Annotated in this window: 17 protein-coding genes and 1 pseudogene; 7 read left to right on the top strand and 11 right to left on the bottom strand. The window is 61.3% G+C overall.

What is annotated here, in order from left to right:
- Positions 1-133: 133 nt before the first annotated feature.
- On the bottom strand, positions 134-523 hold the full coding sequence (locus AWT75_RS08615) for a hypothetical protein (RefSeq protein ID WP_153013275.1): 390 nt from the start codon (positions 521-523) through the stop codon (positions 134-136).
- 138 nt (positions 524-661) lie between these two features.
- On the opposite strand from AWT75_RS08615, the gene AWT75_RS22765 reads away from it, so the two are divergent.
- From AWT75_RS22765 to AWT75_RS08590, 6 genes are all read left to right on the top strand, one after another.
- Positions 662-937 carry a hypothetical protein gene (locus tag AWT75_RS22765; protein ID WP_239689521.1) on the top strand — a complete coding sequence of 92 codons (276 nt, stop codon included), beginning with the start codon at positions 662-664 and terminating at the stop codon, positions 935-937.
- A complete protein-coding gene (locus AWT75_RS08610) occupies positions 925-1,920 on the top strand; it encodes a sensor histidine kinase (protein WP_239689520.1) in 996 nt (331 codons plus the stop codon). The genes AWT75_RS22765 and AWT75_RS08610 overlap by 13 nt, the downstream gene beginning before the upstream one ends.
- Positions 1,921-1,922: 2 nt before the next feature.
- Entirely contained in the window at positions 1,923-2,450 is a 528-nt protein-coding gene (locus AWT75_RS08605) for a response regulator transcription factor (protein ID WP_062788876.1), read from the top strand.
- Positions 2,451-2,767: 317 nt separating this feature from the next.
- Entirely contained in the window at positions 2,768-4,390 is a 1,623-nt protein-coding gene (locus tag AWT75_RS08600; protein ID WP_062788875.1) for a 3-(methylthio)propionyl-CoA ligase, read from the top strand.
- A gap of 479 nt (positions 4,391-4,869) precedes the next feature.
- A complete protein-coding gene (locus tag AWT75_RS08595) occupies positions 4,870-6,744 on the top strand; it encodes a methyl-accepting chemotaxis protein (protein WP_062788874.1) in 1,875 nt (624 codons plus the stop codon).
- A 64-nt stretch (positions 6,745-6,808) separates the two neighbouring features.
- The gene (locus AWT75_RS08590) at positions 6,809-8,560 is read left to right on the top strand and encodes a tetratricopeptide repeat protein (RefSeq protein ID WP_062788873.1); all 1,752 of its coding nucleotides are present in this window, start codon (positions 6,809-6,811) and stop codon (positions 8,558-8,560) included.
- Positions 8,561-8,564: 4 nt separating this feature from the next.
- Here AWT75_RS08590 and AWT75_RS08585 read toward each other — a convergent pair.
- The 6 genes and pseudogenes from AWT75_RS08585 to AWT75_RS08560 all read right to left on the bottom strand — a co-directional run bounded on the left by AWT75_RS08585 (position 8,565) and on the right by AWT75_RS08560 (position 14,929).
- A pseudogene (locus AWT75_RS08585) lies at positions 8,565-9,967 on the bottom strand (FAD-binding oxidoreductase).
- Positions 9,968-9,982: 15 nt separating this feature from the next.
- Positions 9,983-10,606, bottom strand: a complete 624-nt coding sequence (locus AWT75_RS08580; protein WP_062788872.1) for a glutathione S-transferase family protein — start codon at positions 10,604-10,606, stop codon at positions 9,983-9,985.
- 36 nt (positions 10,607-10,642) lie between these two features.
- A complete protein-coding gene (locus AWT75_RS08575) occupies positions 10,643-12,166 on the bottom strand; it encodes a sodium:solute symporter family transporter (protein ID WP_082696017.1) in 1,524 nt (507 codons plus the stop codon).
- Positions 12,163-12,381: a hypothetical protein gene (locus AWT75_RS08570; RefSeq protein ID WP_153013274.1), complete on the bottom strand. Its 219-nt coding sequence runs from the start codon at positions 12,379-12,381 to the stop codon at positions 12,163-12,165. Before AWT75_RS08570 ends, AWT75_RS08575 begins: the two co-directional genes overlap by 4 nt.
- A 58-nt stretch (positions 12,382-12,439) precedes the next feature.
- Positions 12,440-13,795 carry an aldehyde dehydrogenase family protein gene (locus AWT75_RS08565; RefSeq protein WP_045846713.1) on the bottom strand — a complete coding sequence of 452 codons (1,356 nt, stop codon included), beginning with the start codon at positions 13,793-13,795 and terminating at the stop codon, positions 12,440-12,442.
- Between the two features lie 342 nt (positions 13,796-14,137).
- Positions 14,138-14,929, bottom strand: a complete 792-nt coding sequence (locus AWT75_RS08560) for a helix-turn-helix transcriptional regulator (RefSeq protein ID WP_045846712.1) — start codon at positions 14,927-14,929, stop codon at positions 14,138-14,140.
- 793 nt (positions 14,930-15,722) lie between these two features.
- Between AWT75_RS08560 and AWT75_RS08555 the strand changes: the two genes are divergently transcribed.
- The gene (locus tag AWT75_RS08555; RefSeq protein ID WP_045846711.1) at positions 15,723-16,688 is read left to right on the top strand and encodes a LysR family transcriptional regulator; all 966 of its coding nucleotides are present in this window, start codon (positions 15,723-15,725) and stop codon (positions 16,686-16,688) included.
- Between the two features lie 276 nt (positions 16,689-16,964).
- On the opposite strand, the gene ubiT is transcribed toward AWT75_RS08555, so the two are convergent.
- The 4 genes from ubiT to AWT75_RS08535 form a co-directional block, all read right to left on the bottom strand.
- Positions 16,965-17,399 carry a ubiquinone anaerobic biosynthesis accessory factor UbiT gene (ubiT, locus tag AWT75_RS08550; RefSeq protein ID WP_062788869.1) on the bottom strand — a complete coding sequence of 145 codons (435 nt, stop codon included), beginning with the start codon at positions 17,397-17,399 and terminating at the stop codon, positions 16,965-16,967.
- Positions 17,386-18,315, bottom strand: a complete 930-nt coding sequence (locus AWT75_RS08545; RefSeq protein ID WP_045846709.1) for a U32 family peptidase — start codon at positions 18,313-18,315, stop codon at positions 17,386-17,388. The genes ubiT and AWT75_RS08545 overlap by 14 nt, the downstream gene beginning before the upstream one ends.
- Before the next feature lie 54 nt (positions 18,316-18,369).
- Positions 18,370-19,386, bottom strand: a complete 1,017-nt coding sequence (gene ubiU / locus AWT75_RS08540; RefSeq protein ID WP_045846743.1) for a ubiquinone anaerobic biosynthesis protein UbiU — start codon at positions 19,384-19,386, stop codon at positions 18,370-18,372.
- Between the two features lie 143 nt (positions 19,387-19,529).
- Positions 19,530-19,913, bottom strand: a complete 384-nt coding sequence (locus AWT75_RS08535; protein WP_062788884.1) for a SirB2 family protein — start codon at positions 19,911-19,913, stop codon at positions 19,530-19,532.
- Between the last annotated feature and the right edge of the window lie 46 nt (positions 19,914-19,959).

Raw genomic sequence — 19,959 nt, 5'->3', positions numbered from 1 at the left:
TGTCATGGGCCGTCAAGGGCTTTAAGGTAGCAAGCAATGCCGGATGACAGGTTTTGCCCCCTGTAACGGCACACTCCAAGGTGTGATTGCCCGCCCCGACCAGGCGGGCTTTCTTTTTGTCGCAGCCAGTTGCTCAGGCTGGCTTGCCACCCGCGCTGGTGGCAGGCAAGTGCCAGTACAGTGCATTGCACACCGCTCCGGCCACTGCGCCCACATAGTAGTTGAACACCGGGTCGTACAAGGCAGGTTGCAGCCAGCGGCTGTAATACAGGGTGATGACCCCGCCGATCAGTGCGCCGGGCAAGGCAGCCAGCAACAGCAGACGCCAGCGCGGCCAGCGCGTTTGCCACTGGCTGATGCTGGCCTCCAGCGACAGCCGCAACAGCACCAGCAACACTCCGGCCAAGGCCGCGGGCAAGGCACCCAGCATGTAGGCGAGCATGGGCATGACGCCGGTCGCCAGCAAGCCCACCAGCGGCCCCAGCGCAATAAACAGGGTCAGGCCGCAGCCTGCAAGTTTCAAATGTTTCATCCGCACGCGTTCGACAAAAAGTGTTGCAAGACTAGCAGACTGTTGCGATGGCGACGAGCCATGCGCAGACGGTGGTGCGGCATTATGTCGCAGCCACCAAACCGGCGGTGGAATGCTAAAGTGTCGGCCATGCTGGCCCAATTATTATCTTCTTCCGCGCGCCTGGTGGCGGACCTGCCCGATGCGGTGCGCCTGATTGCCCGTTTGCGCTGGCTGATGCTGGCTGCCGGCCTTGTCTTGCTGCTGCTGTGTGCGGCCAGCGGGCTGAGTTTGCCCTGGCTGCTGCTGTTGCAGGCGCTGGCCACCCTGGCAGGGTTCAACTTCATCCTTGGCCGCAATGTGACGCGTCATGGCTCGCCCTTGCTGATGCTGCGCCTGGGCCTGCTGGCGACGTGCTGGCGCTGACCGAGTGCCTGGCCTTCAGCGGTGGTGCGGCCAATCCGCTGGCCTCCCTGTATTTGCCGCCGGTGCTGTTTGCCGCCTTGTTGTCGCCGGGGCTGTTTGCCTGGGGACTGTCACTGCTCAGCATGCTGGCCTATGCCTTGCTGTTTGCCTGGCATTTGCCCTGGCCCTTGCAGGGCAGTGATGCCGCCTATGCCTTTTCCCTGCATCTGGTGGGGATGTGGCTGACCTTTGCCCTGTCCGCGCTGCTGATCACCAGCTTTGTGTCCTGGCTGGCCCGTCAACTGGCCGCACGCGAGGCCGCGCTGGCCGCTGCACGGGAAACCCAGTTGCGCGATGAACAACTGCTGGCAGTGGGCATGCAGGCGGCCGGTGCCGCGCATTCCCTGTCCACCCCCATCAACACCCTCAGCCTGCTGGTGGATGACATGCTGCAACAATATGCGGCGGATGCGAACCTGCAAGAGGATCTGCGCCTGATGCGCGCCCAGCTGGGCAGTTGTGCCCAGGCACTCAGCCGCTTGAAGCAGGGTATTGCCCAGAGCGATACCGCCCAGCCGCTGTTTGCCACGCTGGCCCAGCAGCTGTCCGGCTGGCGCAGCTTGCGGCCGGATGTCCAGCTGCAATGGCAGGCTGCTGCCGGACCGGACCCGCAGGTACGGCTGGATGCCGCGTTCTGGCCGGCGTTTTTCAACCTCATCAATAATGCAGCCGAAGCCGGCGGCGGTGCCTTGACAGTGACGGCCGCGCTATCCGGCAACTGGCTGCAACTGGACATCATCAATCCGGTGGGCTGTCTGTCTGCCGCGCAGTTGCAACGCGCCGGCCTGGCACCGCTGACATCCGACAAACCGGCGGGAATGGGGCTGGGCGTCATGCTCAGCCATGCCACGCTGGCGCGGCTGAACGGTACGCTGACCCTGGATAACCGACCGGAGGGGGGCGTGCACGCCTGTGTACGCCTGCCCTTGCGGCTGGAGGAATGAGCATGGCTCTGGATTTTTTGCTGGTGGATGATGACGAGGCCTTCAGCAGCGTGCTGGCGCGTTCGCTGGGCCGGCGTGGCTTCCGGGTGGAATGTGCGGCGGACGGCGCGCAAGCCTTGCAGCTGCGCGATGAGCCGCCGCTGCGCATTGTGCTGGACCTGAATCTGGAAGGGGAAAGCGGCTTGCGCTTGTTGCCGGACTTGCGCCAGCGCTATCCGCAGGCTGCGGTGGTGGTGCTTACCGGTTATGCCAGCATTGCCACTGCGGTGGAGGCCACCAAGCTGGGCGCGGTGCAGTATCTGGCCAAGCCGGCCAGCGTGGAGGATATCCTGGCGGCTTTCCAGCAAGTGGCAGCCAACCCGGAGTTGCCATTATCCCCGCAGCCCATGTCGCTGCGTCGTGTGACCTGGGAGCATCTGCAACGGGTGCTGAACGAACATGATGGCAATATTTCCGCCACCGCCCGCTCCATGGGCATGCACCGACGCACCTTGCAACGCATGCTGGCCAAGCGGCCGGTGAAAAGCTAAAACGCATCAGCTGTTGCATGTAAATGACAGCTGAAAATCTGCCAGCTGGAAACAAGCTTTCCATCTGGCTTTGCGCCAGTCCTGCAAGCAGCACGCGTCCTGTGCTGCACATTCGCCGCAATGCCGCTGCTGTCCGGCATCTCCTCCACTGATGAACCAAGCAAGCGCTCGGATGTTTCAAATGTCATGAATGGAAACATCTGTTTTCATCAGCAGCTCTTTCCGGATTGCATCAGAAAATATGATTGGAGCCCTCGCCATGAAATGCATATGGTCTTTTGATGGACTCACAAACCACGACAATAGAGGGGAACAAGATGCGTGGACAAATGATGGAGCAGCCGCTGCTGATCTCCGCCTTGCTGCAACATGCCGAAACCTATCATGGCGACAGTGAAATCGTGTCGCGTACCGTGGAAGGCCCGATTCACCGCTACACCTACCGCGAGGCAGCACGCCGCAGCCGGCAACTGGCCAATGCGCTGGCCGGCCTGGGAGTAGGGCATGGCGATACGGTGGGTACGCTGGCGTGGAACGGCTACCGCCACTACGAAATCTACTTTGCCACCTCCGGTTCCGGGGCCATTTGTCACACGGTCAATCCGCGCCTGTTTGCCGAGCAGATCAGCTACATCATCAATCACGGCGAAGACAAGGTGCTGATGTTCGACCTGAGCTTCCTGTCGGTGGTGGAGCAGATTGCCGCCGAACTGACCACCGTGCAGCACTTTGTCCTGCTGACCGACCGCGCCCACATGCCGCGCGAGTCCACACTGGACAACCTGTTGTGCTACGAAGACCTGGTCAACAGCCATAGCGACCACTACCAGTGGCCGGACTTCGACGAAAACACCGCTTCCAGCCTGTGCTACACCTCGGGTACTACCGGCAACCCCAAGGGCGTGCTGTATTCGCACCGCTCCACCGTGCTGCATGCCTTTGCCAGTTCGCTGCCGGACAGCCTGGATATCTCGGCCCAGGGTGCCATCATGCCGGTGGTGCCGATGTTCCACGTCAATGGCTGGGGCCTGCCTTACAGCTGCACCATGAACGGGGCCAAGCTGGTGTTGCCCGGCCCCAAGATGGACGGCGTCAATCTGTACGAGCTGATCGAGACCGAAGGCGTCACCATGGCGGCAGGCGTGCCCACCATCTGGATGATGCTGTTGCAGCACTGCCAGAAGAACCACCTGAAGATTCACAGCCTCAAGCGGGTGATTGTCGGCGGTTCGGCCGCCCCGGAAAGCATGGTGGACCAGCTGGCCGAACACGGTGCCGAACTGCGCCAGCTGTGGGGCATGACCGAGTTGTCGCCCTGTGGCACAACCAGTACGCCCAAATTCAAGCACAACGGCTGCGACACACCGACACTACGTGCACTGCAAACCAAGCAGGGCCGTCCCATTTACGGCGTGGCCATCCGCATTGTCGATGACGAAGGCAAACCGCTGCCCAACGATGGTGTGGCCTTCGGCAATTTGCAGGTGAAGGGTTCCTGGGTGCTGTCCCGCTACTTCAAACGCGAGCTGGACGATTCCCATACCGAGGACGGCTGGTTCAATACCGGTGATGTGGTCACCATCGACCGTGACGGCTACATGAAGATCACCGACCGCACCAAGGACGTGATCAAGTCCGGCGGTGAATGGATCAGCTCCATCGAACTGGAAAACATCCTGGTGGGACACCCGGCGGTGGCCGAGGCCGCCGCCATCGGTGTGGTGCATCCCAAGTGGGATGAACGCCCGCTGATGGTGGTGGTGCTCAAGCCCGGTGCCAGCGCGACCCGCGAAGAGTTGATCGGCTTTTATGAAGGCAAGATCGCCAAGTGGTGGACGCCGGACGATGTGGTGTTCCTGGATGAGCTGCCGCACACCGCCACCGGCAAATTGCAAAAGATGAAACTGCGTGAAATGTTCAAGGATTATCAGTGGGCTTGAGTGCTGACAGCTGCTGACAAACGCTGGTAGAGAACCCGGGCCAAGGCGCGCCGACGCAGACAGTACAGAAAGTACGGCAAGGAGGCGCAACGCAGGCGCGGAGGTTTTGTTAGCGGGTCTAAGCCGCTGAATTGAATGGACAGAATAGAGCATTTGCGCTAAATTGTGCATCGCACTGAAGGTCGCAAGACCTTTTGTGGTGTTAGCCCCTCGAAGCATCAAGCTGGCAACCCCAGCCAGATGTTTCTTCCTCGTGTTGGCCCCTGAGAACCCTCAGGGGATTTTTTTTGCCTGTCGTTCTCCCTGCCCCTCTTTCTTGCACCCTGCACGCCTGCTGCAAAGCCGCTTTGCTGTTCTGGATCAAAATGTAAATAAGTATTTCATAATTTAATGTCAAGATTGTTGGCAGCCAGGTGTCCGCTGCCAGAAAGTGCTTGCGCTCATGCTTGGGACATCACCATTTTCGCCAGGGGGAAAAAATGAAATCCTTGCGCAGTAAACTTATTGTATTCAATGCCTTGCTGATGGCGGTGTTCGGGCTGGTGCTGGTGCTGATTGTATTCATCCAGATGCGCGGCGAAATTCTCAATGGCCTGAACCATGAATTCGACTCCGCGCTGAAAGGGCAGGGCAGCGTGGTGAAAACCTGGCTGGATGAAAAGAAACAGGAAATCGCCGCCCAGGCCGAGGTGGCCACACAGGCCGATGCCCTGCGCTTTCTCAAAGTGGGCGCGCGCGCTGGCTTCAATGTCAATTACGCGGGTTTTGCCGATGGCCGCTCGGTGTTTTCCGATGACTGGCAGGCACCTGCCGACTACAAGGTCACCACGCGTGACTGGTATCAGCAGGCATTGGCCGCAGGCAAGCCGGTGGTGACCGAACCCTATGTGGATGAAGCCAGCAAGAAGCTCACCATCACGGTGGCGGCGCCTATCTTGCAAGGGGGCAAGCCAGTCGGTGTGGCCGGTGGTGATGTGTTTGTCGACAGTCTGGTGCAGTCGGTACTGTCCTTGAAAGTCAGGGGCAATGGCTATGCCTTCATCACCGACGGCAAGGGCACCATCCTGGCGCATCCGCAGGCCGGGCTTACGCTCAAGCCCATCAGCACGCTGGCACCAACGCTGAATGCTGCCCGGCTGGCCGAGCTGGCGGGTAGCCAAAGCCTGCAGCAGGTGGAGCTGGATGGTCAGGACATGCTGTTATCGATACAGCGCATTCCGGGGAGTGACTGGCTGATTGGCCTCGCCACGCACCGTGCTGACATCCTGGCACCGCTCAATACCCTGCTGCTGACCGTGGCCGGCTTGAGTGCGCTGATTTTCGTGCTGCTGATTCCATTGGCCGGGGTGCTGCTGGGACGCATGCTGGGCGGGCTGGTGGCATTGCAACAGGCCATGCAGGATATTGCCCACGGCGAAGGCGACCTGACCCTGCGGCTGAAAATAACAGGTCAGGATGAAATTGCCGCCACGGCGACGGCTTTCAACCAGTTTGTCGAGCAGCTGAGCAGGCTGTTCCGCGGGCTGCGCGACGATGCCGGCGGGGTGGTGGTGGGCGTGAGCCAGGTATCAGGGCAGGTGGGCGAGGTGGCCGAGCGGGCGCGTGGTATTTCCGATATGTCCTCCGCCAGTGCGGCCACGCTGGAGCAGATTACGGTCAGCATCGCCCAGATTGCCGACCACGCGCGTGAAGCCGCGGTGCTGGCCACCCGTACCGGCCAGGGCCTGGATGCCGGGGCCAACGGCATGCATCAGCTGGCCAGCGGCATGGAAAGCACCGGCCAGTCGGTGTGTGCGCTGGAAGGCATGCTGGCCGCGCTGGAGCAGCGCTCACAGCAGATTTCCGGCATTACCGAGGTGATTCGCGATATTGCCGATCAAACCAATCTTTTGGCGCTCAATGCTGCCATCGAGGCCGCCCGTGCCGGTGAACAAGGTCGTGGCTTTGCCGTGGTGGCCGACGAAGTACGCAAACTGGCGGAACGCACGGCCCAGGCCACGGTGGAAATTGCCGGCATGGTCAGCGCCATCCGCACGGAAACCGGCAAGGCGGTGGACGACGTCCAGCGCACGGTGCATGTGGTGAATGACGGTGTGCAACTGACGCGTGATGCGGTGGCCAATATCCAGTCCATCCGCCATTCCATGCAGGACGTGGTGAGCAAGATGTCGGAAATCTCCCATTCCACCCAGGAGCAGCACAATGCCAGTACGCTGATTGCGCAAAGCTCGGAGCAGATCAACAGCCGGGTGCTGGAAAACGATGACATGCTGCAACAAGCCAGCCATACCTTGCAGGGGCTGGCCGACAAGGCCGGACAAATGAATGGCCAGTTTGCCAAATTCCACTTGTAGGCTTTTACAATGGCGGGGCTGCTGATGTGCCGGATGCATGGCAGCATCGATCAGGAGCGCCGCCATGAACTTGTCCCCACTGGCCTTGCGGGCCGCCACCTTGCTGGCGGAACACAATCTGCCCGCTGCCTTGCAGGCGGCGCAGGCTTGCTTGCAGGCCGAGCCGGACAATGCGCCGGTGTGGAATCTGCTGGGCGTCTGCGCGGCCCGGCTGGGGCAGGGCGAACTGGCCGAACAATGCTGGCAGCAGGCTTTGCAGCTGGATGCCAGCGTGGCCGATGCCCATTACAACCTGGGCTGCCTGTACGCTGAAACCGGTCGGCCGGAACGGGCCGAACAGCACTATTTGGCCGAATTGCAGCGTCAGCCGGACCACCCGGCAAGCCTCGGCAATCTGGCCTGTCTGCTGGCCGATGGCGGCAGGCCGGACGCAGCGCAAGCTTGCTGGGAAGCATTGCTACGCGTGCAGCCACACGATGGCGCTGCTCTGGCCGGGTTGGCGCAGTGTCATCAGCAGCGGGGCAACCCTGCTGCTGCCGAGGCTTGCTGGGAGCAGTTGCTGCAGCAAGACCCGCATCACCTTGTTGCCCTCAACAATCTGGCCCTACTCCACCAGCAGCAACAGCGTTGGGCGCAGGCCGACAGCCTGCTGCAGCACGCCTTGCAACAGCCAGACCCGCCTGCGGAAATCTGGCTGAATCAAGCCAATGGCCTATTGCTGCAAGGCAAGGCCGAAGCTGCACATGCACTGCTGCAGCAGGGCATTGCACACCATCCGGCAGCGGCGGCCTTGCACGACGCTTTGGGCATGGCCTGCAGCGAACTACGCCTGGCCGATGCCGCAGAGCAAGCCTTGCGCACGGCAGTGCAACTGGCCCCGCAGCAGCCGCGCTTCCGGCAAAACCTGGGCTATCTGCTGTTGTCGCAACAACGCTGGGAGGAAGGCTGGCTGCTGCTGGAAGCCCGCTTGCAGCGTGCGCCGGGCAGCGCCGGTGTGCCGCAGATTGCCTCGCCGCGCTGGCAGGGTGAGGCTCTGGCGGGGAAACACCTGCTGTTGTGGTTCGAACAGGGGCTGGGTGATGCGCTGCAATTCTGTCGCTATCTGCCCTTGCTGCAGCCCGCCCGGCTGACCGTGGTATGCCGTCCCGAACTGTTGAGCCTGCTGCAAAGCCTGCAACTGGATTATCCGGTGGACTGGCTAGCCATGCAGCGGCTGGACATGGACTTGCCCGCGCATGACTGCCATGTATTTGCCATGAGCCTGCCGCGCTGGCTGGCTGCCGACCCGGCCTCCGTGGCACCGGCCCGTTTTGTGATGCAGTCAGCCGCCAGTGGGCGGCCTGCTACGCGGCCTCGCAAGCTGGGTCTGGTATGGCGCGGGCATGCCCGTCATCCGTTCGACCATCACCGTTCACTGCCCGATGTGCGACTGCTGGAACCCTTGCTGACCTTGCCCGGTATCGAGTGGACCAGCCTGCAATTGCCGGTGCAGGCCGCCGAGCAGCAATGGCTGGCGGGGTTTGCCAACTGGCAGGCAGGGGAAAACGGACTGGATGATCTGGCTGCCACGGCGGCGGTACTGGGCGATCTGGATGGCCTGGTGACGGTGGATACCGCCATGGCGCACCTGGCCGCCAGTCTGGGCTTGCCTACCTGGCTGCTCTTGTCCGCCAGCCACACCGACTGGCGCTGGGGCTGGCAGGGCGAAACCAGTGTCTGGTATCCCGCCATGCGCTTGCGCCGTCAGCAGGCTGCAGGGGATTGGACCGGGCTGATCAGCCGTCTTGCTGCCGAGCTGGCGCAGCCCGCGGCCTGATGTCTCAGCGACGGGCGGGCGACAGCCACTTGCCCGGGTTCATCAGTCCCTGCGGGTCCAGCAACTGTTTGACCCCTTGCATCAGCTGCAAGCAACCGGGTCCTGATAGCGTTGCAGCCAGTGGCCCTTGAGCTGGCCCACGCCGTGTTCTGCCGCCAGCGTGCCCTGATGGCGGTAGACCAGATCGTAAACAATGGCGTTGACACTGGCTTCGTCGGCGAACAGTTCCGCGTTATCGGGCCGGGTGTAGCTGATGTTGTAGTGCAGGTTGCCGTCGCCGGCATGACCGAAAGCGATGATGCGCACGCCAGGAAAGGCTGCGCGCAGTGCCGCTTCGCATTCGGCTAGGAAGGCCGGAATGGCGGAACTGGGCACGCCGATATCGTGCTTGATGCTGGCACCGTCGCGCTTCTGGGTTTCTGACATGGCTTCGCGCAGTTGCCACAGTTGCTGGCGCTCGGCTTCGCTGTGCGCCAGTACGCCATCGGCCAGCTGTTGCGTGCTCAGCCATTCCACCAGCTGTTGTTGCAGCGGATGACTGTCGCCACTGTCGGACAACTCCATCAGCACCGCCCAGGGCTGGATGAAGGGCAACTGGCCTGGATGGTATTTTTCCAGCAGCTGCTGGCAGGGCTGCGACATGATTTCAAAGGTGGTCAGCCGGTCGCCAAAGGCCTGGCGCAAGGCGGACAGCAGGTCGATGGCGGCCTGGCTGCCATCCACGCCCAGCCAGGCGGTGGCGTGGGCGGTGGGCCGCGGAAACAGCTTGAGCGTGGCGGCGGTAATCAGCCCCAGCTGTCCTTCCGCGCCGATGAACAGCTGCTTCACGTCCAGCCCGCTGGTGTCCTTGCGCAGGCCGGATAACTGGTGCAGCACGCGGCCATCGGGCAGCACCACTTCCAGCCCCAGCGTCAGTTCGCGCATGGTGCCGTAGCGCAGCACCGCCAGCCCGCCGGCATTGGTCGACAGGTTGCCGCCAATCTGGCAGCTGCCTTCACTGGCCAGCGACAGCGGAAACAGCCGGTCGGCATCGGCGGCCAGTTGTTGCAGTGTGGCCAGCGTCATGCCGGCTTCCACCGTGATGCTGTTGTTGGCGGTGTCGATGGCGCGCAGGCGGTTGAGGCGCTGCATGGCCACCACCAGTTGCTGTCCGGAGCCATCCGGCGTGGCCGCTCCGCAAGTCGAGGTGTTGCCGCCTTGCGGCACCACGGCCACCTGCTGGAGCTGGCACAGCTGCAACAGGGCCGCCACTTCGGCGGTACTGCCCGGCAACACCACGGCCAGGGGCTGGCCCTGATAGCGGCGCCGGTAGTCCAGCGTATAGGGTGCGGTATCTTCCGGCCGGGTCAGCACATGGGCCTCACCGACAATGGTGCTGACATCAGCAAGAAACAAGGAGTGGGCCATGGTGTGTTGTGCGTCTCAGTCCGGAATTTCCGCGGCCATCAGCTCGTCCGGATGCTGCCAGCCGGGCAACTGGCTGATGCGTTCCAGCCAGGCAGCCACGTGCGGCCAGCCGGCAATATCCAGCCCGGCATCGCCCAGCCACCACAGATAGGCGCTGGCCGACAGGTCGGCAATGGTCAGTGTGCTGCCAATCAGGTAGGCATGACGGCTCAGCGTGCTTTCCAGTTCGTTCAGGTCCGCCTTCACCCTTTGTTCCAGCCAGGCGGTGACTTCGGCCGGCTGCGGGAAGAATTTACGTGCCAGGCGCAGGTTGGGCAGGGAAAAGCCGATGCGATTGCTTTCCCAGCACAGCCATTCACGTACCAGCTGGCGCTCGCCCGGTGCGCCATCCAGCCGGCCGTAACTGTCGGCCAGCCATTGCAGGATGGCATTGGACTGGCACATCGGCGTGCCATCGGCCACCAGTACCGGTACTTCGCCGAAGCGGCTGGCGGCACGGAAGTCTTCCGGCCGCTCGGCACGTGGCAGGGCCAGGTCAACATGCACGTAGTCATGGGAAACATCGGCCAGCATCAGCGCCAGGCGTACTTTGTAGCTGTGTCCGGAAAAACAGTTGCCGTACAGGGTAAGAGTGGTCATGTAGTGAGGTCTTGTCGTGATGTTGATGATGCTTGTTCAGTTGCCGTGGCCAGATGCAGTGTCTGCGCCTGCCGCATTGCCGTCAACGGGCTTCAGCCGCCGCCAGCCTGCGGAGGCCAGCCAGGCGGCAACAAAGGCGAAGGGGACGCAAAACAAGGCCGGATTGGCATAAGGGAACAGCGGGTGGGCATGGCCCAGCATGCCCACCCAGACTGCGGGTCCGGTCAGGATGCAAAGCAGGGCGGCCAGCATGCCACCATAGCCGCCAGCCAGCACGCCGGCCACGCGCAGCCCAGGCCAGTACAGGCCCAGCAACAGTACCGGGAAATTGCTGGACGCGGCGATGGCAAAGGCCAGCCCCACCAGAAAGGCAATGTTCAGGTTCTGGAAGCTGCTGGACAGCAGCAGTGCCACCACGCCAAGCACTACACTGGCCAGCCGCGACAGCTGCCATTCTCGCTTGGGGTCGGCCTTGCCATGGCATAGCCACAGCGCGTACAGGTCGTGGCTGATGGTACTGGCACCGCTGATGGCCAGGCCGGCCACCACTGCCAGAATGGTGGCAAAGGCCACTCCGGCAATCAGCGCCTGCAGCCAGTTGCCACCCAGCAGGCTGGCCAGATGCAACGCCGCCATATTGCCGCCGCCCAGCAGTTTGCCTGCCGCGTCGTGAAAGCGGCTTTCCGGAGCCAGCAGCACCAGCGCACCATAGCCAATGATGATGTTGAGGCAGAAGAACAGGCCGATCAGGCAGGTAGCCCAGCCAGCCGAACGACGTGCGGTCCTGCTGTCGGCCACGGTGAAAAAGCGCATCAGCACATGCGGCAGCCCCAGCAGGCCGAGGCTGAGCCCCAGCCCCAGTGATAGCGCCTCCACCGGATTGGCCAGTGATTTGCCCGGCAGCAACAACTGGCCGTGGTCGATTTGTGCGACGCGGGCAAACAAGGCAGGTGCACTGAAACCGAAGCGGGACAATACACCTCCGGCCAGCACCAGTGCACACAGCAACATCAGCACGGCCTTGACCATCTGGATCCAGCTGGTGGCCAGCATGCCGCCCAGCGCCACCTGCAGCACCATCAGCACGATGACCAGCCCCACCGCAAACAGATAGGGCAGGCCAAACAGCAATTGCAGCAATTTGCCCGCGCCAACCAGTTGCACGATCAGATAGCACACCGTCACGGTCAGCGAGCTGATGATGCCCAGCAGGCGTACGCGCGGGTCGTCAAAGCGACTGTTGAGCACCTCTGCCACGCTGTAACGTCCCAGTGCGCGCAGCTTGTCGGCCAGCAACAGCATCAAGAGGGGCCAGCCGGCCAGCGTACCCACGGCATAAACCAGGGAATCGTAGCCCTGGCCCACATACATGCCGATGGCACCCAGAAAGGCAGCGGCCGACAGATAGTCTCCTGCCAGTGCCAAACCGTTTTGCCAGGCAGGTAGCTGCCCGCCGGCGGTATAAAAATCACCGGAGGAGTGGGTGCGTCTGGCCGCAAACAGGGTCAACAACAGGCTGGAGGCGACAAACAGCAGGAAAAACATACTGGCTGCCGTCATTCGGATTGCTTCCGGTCGCTGGCGCCAACCTGCCAGACGGTAATGGCCAGAAACAGTGCAAACAGCAGCAGGGCCAGCAAGATGCTGCGCGGCCAGCCCGCCACACTGCCCACTAACAGAGCGGGAGCGCAGGCGATGAGCAGAAAATAGCCCAGACAGCAGAGCAGTATCAGTACGGCCAGGCTGCCGGGGCGGAGAATGCAAGACTTCATCATGAACGGTATCGCACAGGCGGAACGCAGCGGCGAGCCAGCTGGCTGCTGCTGGCCGAAACTATTTTTGCCAGTAGGTTTTGACATTAACGAATTCGTACAGGCCGAATTCGGACAATTCACGGCCATAGCCAGACGCCTTCACGCCGCCAAACGGCAGGCGCAAATCGGAGCTGGTATGACGGTTGATGAACACACTGCCCACTTCCAGCTGGCGCGCCAGCTCCCAGCCATGGGCGGTATCAGCGGTGTAGATGGAAGCGCCCAGACCAAACGGCGTGTCATTGGCCAGCCGGATGGCATCGGCCTCGTCCCGTGCACGCAGGATGCTGGCCACCGGGCCGAATACTTCTTCGTGATACACGCGGCAGGACGCATTGACATGGTCCAGCACCGTGGCCGGGTAGAAAAAGCCCGGCGGAGGTGGCAGCTGTCCTCCCAGCAACAGGCTGGCACCCTGATGACAGGCATCCATCACCTGCGCATGCAGGGCTTCGCGCAGGTCGCCGCGGGTGAGGGGGGACAGCGTGGTGGCCGGATGGCGCGGGTCGCCGGGGCGCAACTGGCTGGCAGCCTCGACAAAGGCAGAGACAAAGGCTTCGGCAATTTCCGGTACCACAATCATGCGTTTGGCCGCGTTGCAGCTTTGCCCGGCATCGCGAAAACGCGAGTTGACGGCATCTTGCGCCGCGGCTGCCACATCGGCATCGGCCAGCACGATGAAAGGGTTGCTGCCGCCCAGTTCCAGCACCGTTTTTTTCAGATGCTTGCCGGCCAGACTGGCAATGATGCGTCCGGTATGGGTGGAGCCGGTAAAGGCCACGGCATCGCTGCGCCTGATGGCTTCTTCAACCAGTTCGTGATCGATCCAGGCAATATCCAGACAATCCAGCCCGGCTGCCCGGACCAGCTCCAGCAGCAACTGTGTGCACTGCGGCACCGAGGGGGCCGGTTTGACCAGGCAGGTATTGCCCGCCATCAGGGCCGGCACGGCAAAACGCAGTAGTTGCCAGATCGGATAATTCCACGGCATCACGGCCAGTACACAGCCCAAGGGTTCAAATGCCACCCCGCTCTGGCTGGCCTGGGTGGGAATGGCTTGCGGTGCCAGCAGGGTGGGTGCCAGCTCGGCGTAATAGCGGATCAGCTGGGCCGATTTGTCGATTTCCGCCAGGCACTCTGCCGTGCGCTTGCCGACTTCCAGTGTAACCAGCGCCGCCAGTTGCTCGCGGTGTGCCTCCAGCTGGGTGGCCAGTTGCAGCAGGTGTTCGGCGCGTTGCGCCACCGAGAGCGATGCCCAGCGCGATTGGGCGGCTTTCAGGCGATCCAGGGTATGGTCGAGTTGGTCCCGGCTCCAGCCCGGACGGGTAAATACCACTTCTGCGGTGGCGGGGTTACAGCTGGTAAAGGCATTCATGGCCGGCAGGCAAAGGAATCAGCAAGAGCTGGGACTGTAACAAATCGCCCTGGCTTGTGACAGGGTTTTGTCATGTTTGCGCGTTGCGGTGCAGACAGCGCAAGCGGGCCGGGGGAGTGGACGCCGCCGCATGCATCCAGACAAAAAAAGGGCCCCGTGGGGACGGGGCCGAATCTTTCAGGTGAGTGCATGGGTCAATCAAAAGAGACTTGCAGATAGAAACACCTCCTGCAATCACCCGGTTTGTACAAGCGCATGACTGCAATCGGTCTGGCGATTCTACTCAGCAGTTGCTGCGATGTTTACTGGCTTTTAGACGGTATCTGCCGACTTGCCAGATGCTCATGTCACACCGGCAACCGAAGTCAGGCCAAGTTGCAGGCCAATCACGATGGCGTGGGTCCGGTTGTTGGCATTGAGCTTGCGGATGATATTGGCGACGTGGAATTTCACCGTACGCTCGCTGATGCCCAGAATGGTGGCAATTTCCCAGTTGGTCTTGCCATGGCTCATCCAGTGGAAAATGTCGAACTCACGCTGGGACAGCGGCATGGTGGCCGGTGCTGCCGGGGCCAGATTGGCCACCCGGCCTGCTGCCTGGCGCAAATGCAGCAACAAGGCATTCAGCATTTCTGTCAGCTGGCTGTCCTTGCCGATTTCACTGCCGGAAACCGACAGTACGCAAACGAGGTTCTGGCGCTCGGACAGTGCGCTGAAACTTACCCCGTTGCCCATGCCGATTGAATTGAGTTCCTGGATGAACTGCTTTTCCTGCTGCCCCTTGGCACGGGAAAACTTGTCCGCCCAGTGGATGGGCCCCTGGCCCATGACCGAGCGCAGGATGGGGTCACAACTGATGTAGTTGTGATCCATGTAATGGGATACCCAGTCTTCGGGAAAACTGACATTGACCACCTTTTCCACCCGCTGCAACTGCTGGTGCTGGTTGATGCGCCCAAGGGTAATCACCATGTGCTTGGTGGGCAGTTGGGTCTGCAGGTGGTCCAGATAGAGTTTGAATTCGTTTTCGGTTTCTATCTGCCCTGCATCGTGTATCCACTCCAGCAGGGTTTTCTGGCTGGATGGGGTCAGGTTGGCCGGTAGTGGCTGTGTGAACGGAAGCTTGTTGTGCATGATGACGTGACCTTCATATTCGGGTGGTCAGGACGGTGGTCCGCTTCTAACGTTCCAGCGTTAATCATCAAGAGGTGGCTCCGTGACATCGTGCCTGGCTCCATTGCGATGGTTGCTGGTTGATCTGGAGTGTATTAAGCACTTGGCAAGTGAAACCAGTGGGCAGAATGCCAAGTAGAGCGATCGGCATGCTGAATAAGTAATTTCTCTGTACTTGCTGGGATTTGGAGGAAATTTCTGGCTGTTTTGAACGGAATTTCCGGCAATCAAGTCGATTCCTGGATGGCTTGTTGCATCTCTTTCCGTGCAGCCTGCGTTACGGGGATGAATGCTACCCGCATCGCTCTTGATCAAAAGCATGGTGAATGGAGGGCTGACGAGTGCAAGATGCCGGTACGCAGTCATGACATGACCAAGGACTGCGCAGAGAGCGGGGTGGGTAGCTGATTGCACAATCTTGATCAAAAGGCTGTTGCCAAGCCCGTTTTCCCTGCTATCACTTGATGGATACGCTTGGAAATTTGACGTGAAACTGGGTGTTTATTTTTGAAAGTGAAGCCTGATTCTGCGCTGCCTGGATGGGCAGACCGAACCGGTTTGTGAAATTTGAAACAGATTACTGGTATTTCAGCGCGGAAAGGAAAGTCAAACTTCATTATTCACTGGAACTGGTGTACGCTTTTTAAAGAAGAACTACTTAATAATGAAGCTGGCAAATCATGTGGCTGGGGCGGGGATGGTCTTCATCAAAGCAGCCGTATGGGTTTAATGCCGCTCAGGGAACGTTTCTGCTATGGATACTTTAAAAGCTTTGATGGTCTTCATGACCACCGCCGAGAACGGCAGTTTCTCGGATGCTGCAAGAAAACTCGGCGTATCGCCGGCGGCTATCAGTCAAAGCATTGCCCGACTGGAGCAGGAGCTGGAGGTGCGTCTGTTCAACCGGACCACCAGGCAGTTGACGCTGACCGAAGATGGTCGTCGTTTCTACGCCCAGTGCCGCGGACCGGTGAACAATCTGGATTCGGCCATCAACCAGCTCAAGGCCAGTCGTGACGAGCCGGCTGGCCATCTGCGCGTGAGCATGCCCAACTCTTTTGGCCGTCGTTTCATTCTTCCCATCATGGGCGAATTCTGCGAACGCTATCCCAAGGTGCGGGTGTTTTTTGGCCTGGATGACCACTTCAGCGATTTGATCGAAGATGGTTACGACGTCGGCGTGCGTATCGGCATGATGCCGGATAGCCGCATGGTGGCGCGCAACCTGGCGCAGATTCCGCAGTATGTGGTGGCTTCGCCCGAATACTGGGACAAGAACGGCCGCCCGGAAACGACCGAAGAATTGAGCAACCACGATTGCATCAACTTCCAGTTTCCTACCTCCGGCCGTCTGTACAAGTGGGAATTCGACCGCCGCGGCGAGCGTATTCCGCTGGAAGTGACCGGCACGTATACCCTGAACGAGATGGAAGCCGTGTGTGAGCTGGCGCGTCTGGGCATGGGTGTGGCACAGCTGCCGGGGCACGAGGTGGTGCACCTGATTCGCAGTGGCGAGCTGGAGCCGGTACTGACCGATGTGGTGTCGCTGGAGCGTTCCATTTACATCTGCTTCCCGCATCGCGACCACATCGCGCCGCGTACCCGCGTCTTTGTGGACTTTGTGGTGGAGAAGCTGGCGGATCATCCGGATATCATGGCGGATCTGCCGGGGCTGGATTTGTCTGCCAAACGCAAGGCGGCAGCGCAGCTCATGGGCTGATGCCAGTCTGTTTGCTAATAAACAAAGCCCGGCATGTGCCGGGCTTTTTGCTTGTTGACACCCCCTCTCGCTTTCTGAAATGAAAGCGAGGCTCCCATCTTCAATTGGCAGGGCAAGGGCGGGGGGATAGGGAATTGATGGGAAGGCTGCGGAAACCAAGAGTTAGTTGAAAGGCCCGGCTTTGCCGGGTCCAGTACAAGCGCCCCAAATAACTTTGTCAGCAGCCTGAAAGCCCGGCATGTGCCGGGCTTTTTGCTGTTTGTCTGTCAGACCCGTTTACACGGCCATGAAGCGTTGCAGTGGTGTGGCGCTCCAGTCCACGCTGTCCAGCAGGTTCTTCACGATCAGCCCCAGCTCGGTATCGCCTTCAATCACCAGTTTGCGGTTGAAGAACAGGGTGTCCGGGTCTTCTTCGCGCAGCATCATGCGGGCAAAGTCGGCCAGGTTGGCCGCCAGGCGCAGGTCGGGTTCTGATGGGGTGCTGTCCACGCTGAAACGCGCGTCGTCTGCGGTGAAGCGCAGGCGCATGTCGGCATCCAGAATATGGACTTCAAAGCTGTGCCCGGCCAGCAGGCTCATGTCTACCGGCAGGATGTCGCGCTTTTTCAGTTGATTGAGCGTGGTGACCAGCGCCCAGCAGGGCGGTGTGCTGGGCAGTTTGCCCAGTATGCTGGCCAGCTTTGCCGGCAGGGTCAGGTCAGGAATGTGCATGGCGGGTTTCTCCTATGGCGCTAATGCCGGCGCTACCGCGCCAGTAACCGTCCACCAGCAGGCTGTCGGAATACGGGCTGAGGTCCACTTCGCCGGTAGTGCGTGATTCGATGGCAGCAACAGCCTGCTGGTAGCCCTGTACTACCTGGGCCGTGTGTTGCCACTGCGGGCTGATGCGCAGGGCGGTAATGCCCATGGCGCTGATGTCGGCCAGGTGTGGCAGCAGGGACTGGCAGCCGTCGGACATGGTCTGGATGCCGTTGATGGTGAGGAAGGCCTGTTGTTCGCGCGTGTTCAGGCGCAGGCCGTCCGGGTGCTCCATGCAGCGGAACTGGCAGTCGTCCTTGGACAGGTTGTAATGCCGCGCGGTGAAGCAGCGGGCGGACAGTGCCAGTGGCAGCCTGCCCCAGGCAAACAGCTCGGTTTCGATCTGTACGCCATTGAACGCCGCCTGGCCCAGTACGGCAGACAGGGTGTCGCGGTCCATTTCCACCGGCGGAATCCAGCGTCGCGCGCCCAGCGAGCGGATCAGCGCCAGGGTGTCGGCGTTGTAGATATTCAGGTGATGACCGGCAACAAAGGGCTGGCCTTGTTGCTGCGCCAGCCGGGCTGCGCCCAGATCATTGGCTTCCAGCTGCAGTTCGCCGTTTTCCACCAGCTTGCGCAGGCGGCGCAGGTCGGATTCGCTTTCGATCAGCGCCTGGCTGGACAGCACCACCTGGCGTCCGCTCTGGGCCAGTTCGCGTCCCAGGCTGATCCAGTCCTGGCCACGCAATTGCTGGCGGCGCGAGCAGACCGCCTCGCCCAGATAAATGGTTTCCAGCGGCCAGTCGGCGGCCTCGCTGTAAAAGCGCAGGATATCGTCGCGGGACCAGTAAAACAGTACCGGGCCCAGTGTCAGTTGCAATTTTTTCATATCAGGCCTGCTTGTGAGGCCGGCATGGCAGCTTGCCCGCCGGCACACGGTATGTCATTTCCAGGGCCGGTTGTAGGCACCCAGCGTCTGCTGCTGGCCTTCCGCCAGCTTGGACAGGGCCTGGGTCCAGGCGGGCTTGACGGCAAAGCGCTGCTTGTCCCGGCCTGCTGCATCCAGCGCCTCGCGCAGGGTGCGGGTGACCTGGGCCACGTAGGCCGGGCTGCGCTGGCGGCCTTCCACCTTGATGGCAGCCACGCCGATGTCGATGATCTGCGGCAGCATGCTCATCACGTTCAGGCTGGTGGGTTCTTCCAGTGCGTAGTAGGTATCGCCTTCCACTTCAAAGCGCCCTTTGCACAAGGTGGGGTAGCCCGCCGGTTCGCCCTGCTGGTATTCGTCGATCAGGATGCCGTTCAGCCTTGCTCCCAGTGCTTGCTGGCCATGTTCCCAGCGCACGAACTTGGCGGGCGAGCACACGCCATGGCTGTTGGGTGATTCGCCGGTGGCATAGCTGGACAGCAGGCAGCGGCCTTCCACCATCACGCACAGGCTGCCAAAGCCGAATACCTCGATTTCCACATTGGTGTGGTCGATCACCTGCTTGACCTGATCCAGCGTCAGCACGCGCGGCAGGACAGCACGGCGGATGTCGAACATGTCCTGGGCCAGCTTGATGGCTTCGTAATTGGTGGCCGAGCTTTGCACCGACATGTGCAGGCGCAGGTCCGGGTAACGGTCGCGCGCGTATTTCATCAGGCCGATGTCGGCCAGGATGATAGCGTCCACGCCCAGTGCCGCGCCTTCATCGATAGCGCGATGCCAGCGGCTGATGTCACCGCCCTGGGCATAGGTGTTGATGGCCAGCAGCACCTTGCGACCATGCTGGTGCGCGTAGTGGATGCCTTCGCGGGCGGTGCGGTCGTCAAAATTCAGCCCGGCAAAGTTACGGGCATTGGTATCGTTTTTCAGGCCGAGGTAGACGGTGTCGGCACCGTTATCCACGGCTGCCTTGAGGGCAGGCAGGCTGCCCGCCGGACAAACCAGCTCCGGCAGGGGGCGTGTGGCAGGCATGATGGCAAAATGTCGGCAATTGAAACCGCCAGACATTAGCAGAGCGTTGCAGCGCGGGACTTGTTCTGGGTCAAGTCGCCGGGATGGTGTGGGGCTGGGCGTGGCCGGGATGGCACAGGCCATCCCTCATCCGGGAGTCCGGGTCAGAACGGCAGCACCAGCTTGGTCTTGGCCACCAGCACGATATACGCCACCACCAGCAGCGCACAGAGCAGGGCGATGCAGCGTATCTGCTTGGTGCGGCCGCGTTTCAGCGCAATGGTACCCAGTGCCACATAAGCCAGCAGCCCGGCTATCTTGGCCAGCAGCCATGGCGTTTGCAGCAGCGGCCAGCCGCCCACCACCACCAGGGTGATGCCCAGTGCCAGCAGCGCGGTATCAATCACGTGCGGCAGGATGCGCAGCAGCTTGCTGGCCAGGATTTGCTGTTTGTCGGCCAGCATCAGCCCGCCACGCAGCGCGAACAGAGTGATGGTGAGATAGGCCATGCCCATGTGGGCGTGTTTGAGAATCTGGTAAGTGTTCATGCCTGCGTCTGCCATTTATGCCTTCTGCATGGTGTGATGAGGGCCA

The organism is Aquitalea pelogenes, from assembly GCF_001515305.1.
Taxonomy (GTDB): domain Bacteria; phylum Pseudomonadota; class Gammaproteobacteria; order Burkholderiales; family Chromobacteriaceae; genus Aquitalea; species Aquitalea pelogenes.
The sequence above is the reverse complement of the archived record's forward strand: the minus strand, read 5'-3'. Positions and strand labels throughout refer to the sequence as shown.

Coding starts and splice junctions, on each gene's coding strand:
- AWT75_RS22765 (WP_239689521.1), top strand. CDS start 662: ATGCTGGCCCAATTATTATCTTCTTCCGCGCGCCTGGTGGCGGACCTG.
- AWT75_RS08605 (WP_062788876.1), top strand. CDS start 1,923: ATGGCTCTGGATTTTTTGCTGGTGGATGATGACGAGGCCTTCAGCAGC.
- AWT75_RS08600 (WP_062788875.1), top strand. CDS start 2,768: ATGCGTGGACAAATGATGGAGCAGCCGCTGCTGATCTCCGCCTTGCTG.
- AWT75_RS08595 (WP_062788874.1), top strand. CDS start 4,870: ATGAAATCCTTGCGCAGTAAACTTATTGTATTCAATGCCTTGCTGATG.
- AWT75_RS08590 (WP_062788873.1), top strand. CDS start 6,809: ATGAACTTGTCCCCACTGGCCTTGCGGGCCGCCACCTTGCTGGCGGAA.
- AWT75_RS08580 (WP_062788872.1), bottom strand. CDS start 10,606: ATGACCACTCTTACCCTGTACGGCAACTGTTTTTCCGGACACAGCTAC.
- AWT75_RS08575 (WP_082696017.1), bottom strand. CDS start 12,166: ATGACGGCAGCCAGTATGTTTTTCCTGCTGTTTGTCGCCTCCAGCCTG.
- AWT75_RS08570 (WP_153013274.1), bottom strand. CDS start 12,381: ATGATGAAGTCTTGCATTCTCCGCCCCGGCAGCCTGGCCGTACTGATA.
- AWT75_RS08565 (WP_045846713.1), bottom strand. CDS start 13,795: ATGAATGCCTTTACCAGCTGTAACCCCGCCACCGCAGAAGTGGTATTT.
- AWT75_RS08560 (WP_045846712.1), bottom strand. CDS start 14,929: ATGCACAACAAGCTTCCGTTCACACAGCCACTACCGGCCAACCTGACC.
- AWT75_RS08555 (WP_045846711.1), top strand. CDS start 15,723: ATGGATACTTTAAAAGCTTTGATGGTCTTCATGACCACCGCCGAGAAC.
- ubiT (WP_062788869.1), bottom strand. CDS start 17,399: ATGCACATTCCTGACCTGACCCTGCCGGCAAAGCTGGCCAGCATACTG.
- AWT75_RS08545 (WP_045846709.1), bottom strand. CDS start 18,315: ATGAAAAAATTGCAACTGACACTGGGCCCGGTACTGTTTTACTGGTCC.
- ubiU (WP_045846743.1), bottom strand. CDS start 19,386: ATGCCTGCCACACGCCCCCTGCCGGAGCTGGTTTGTCCGGCGGGCAGC.
- AWT75_RS08535 (WP_062788884.1), bottom strand. CDS start 19,913: ATGAACACTTACCAGATTCTCAAACACGCCCACATGGGCATGGCCTAT.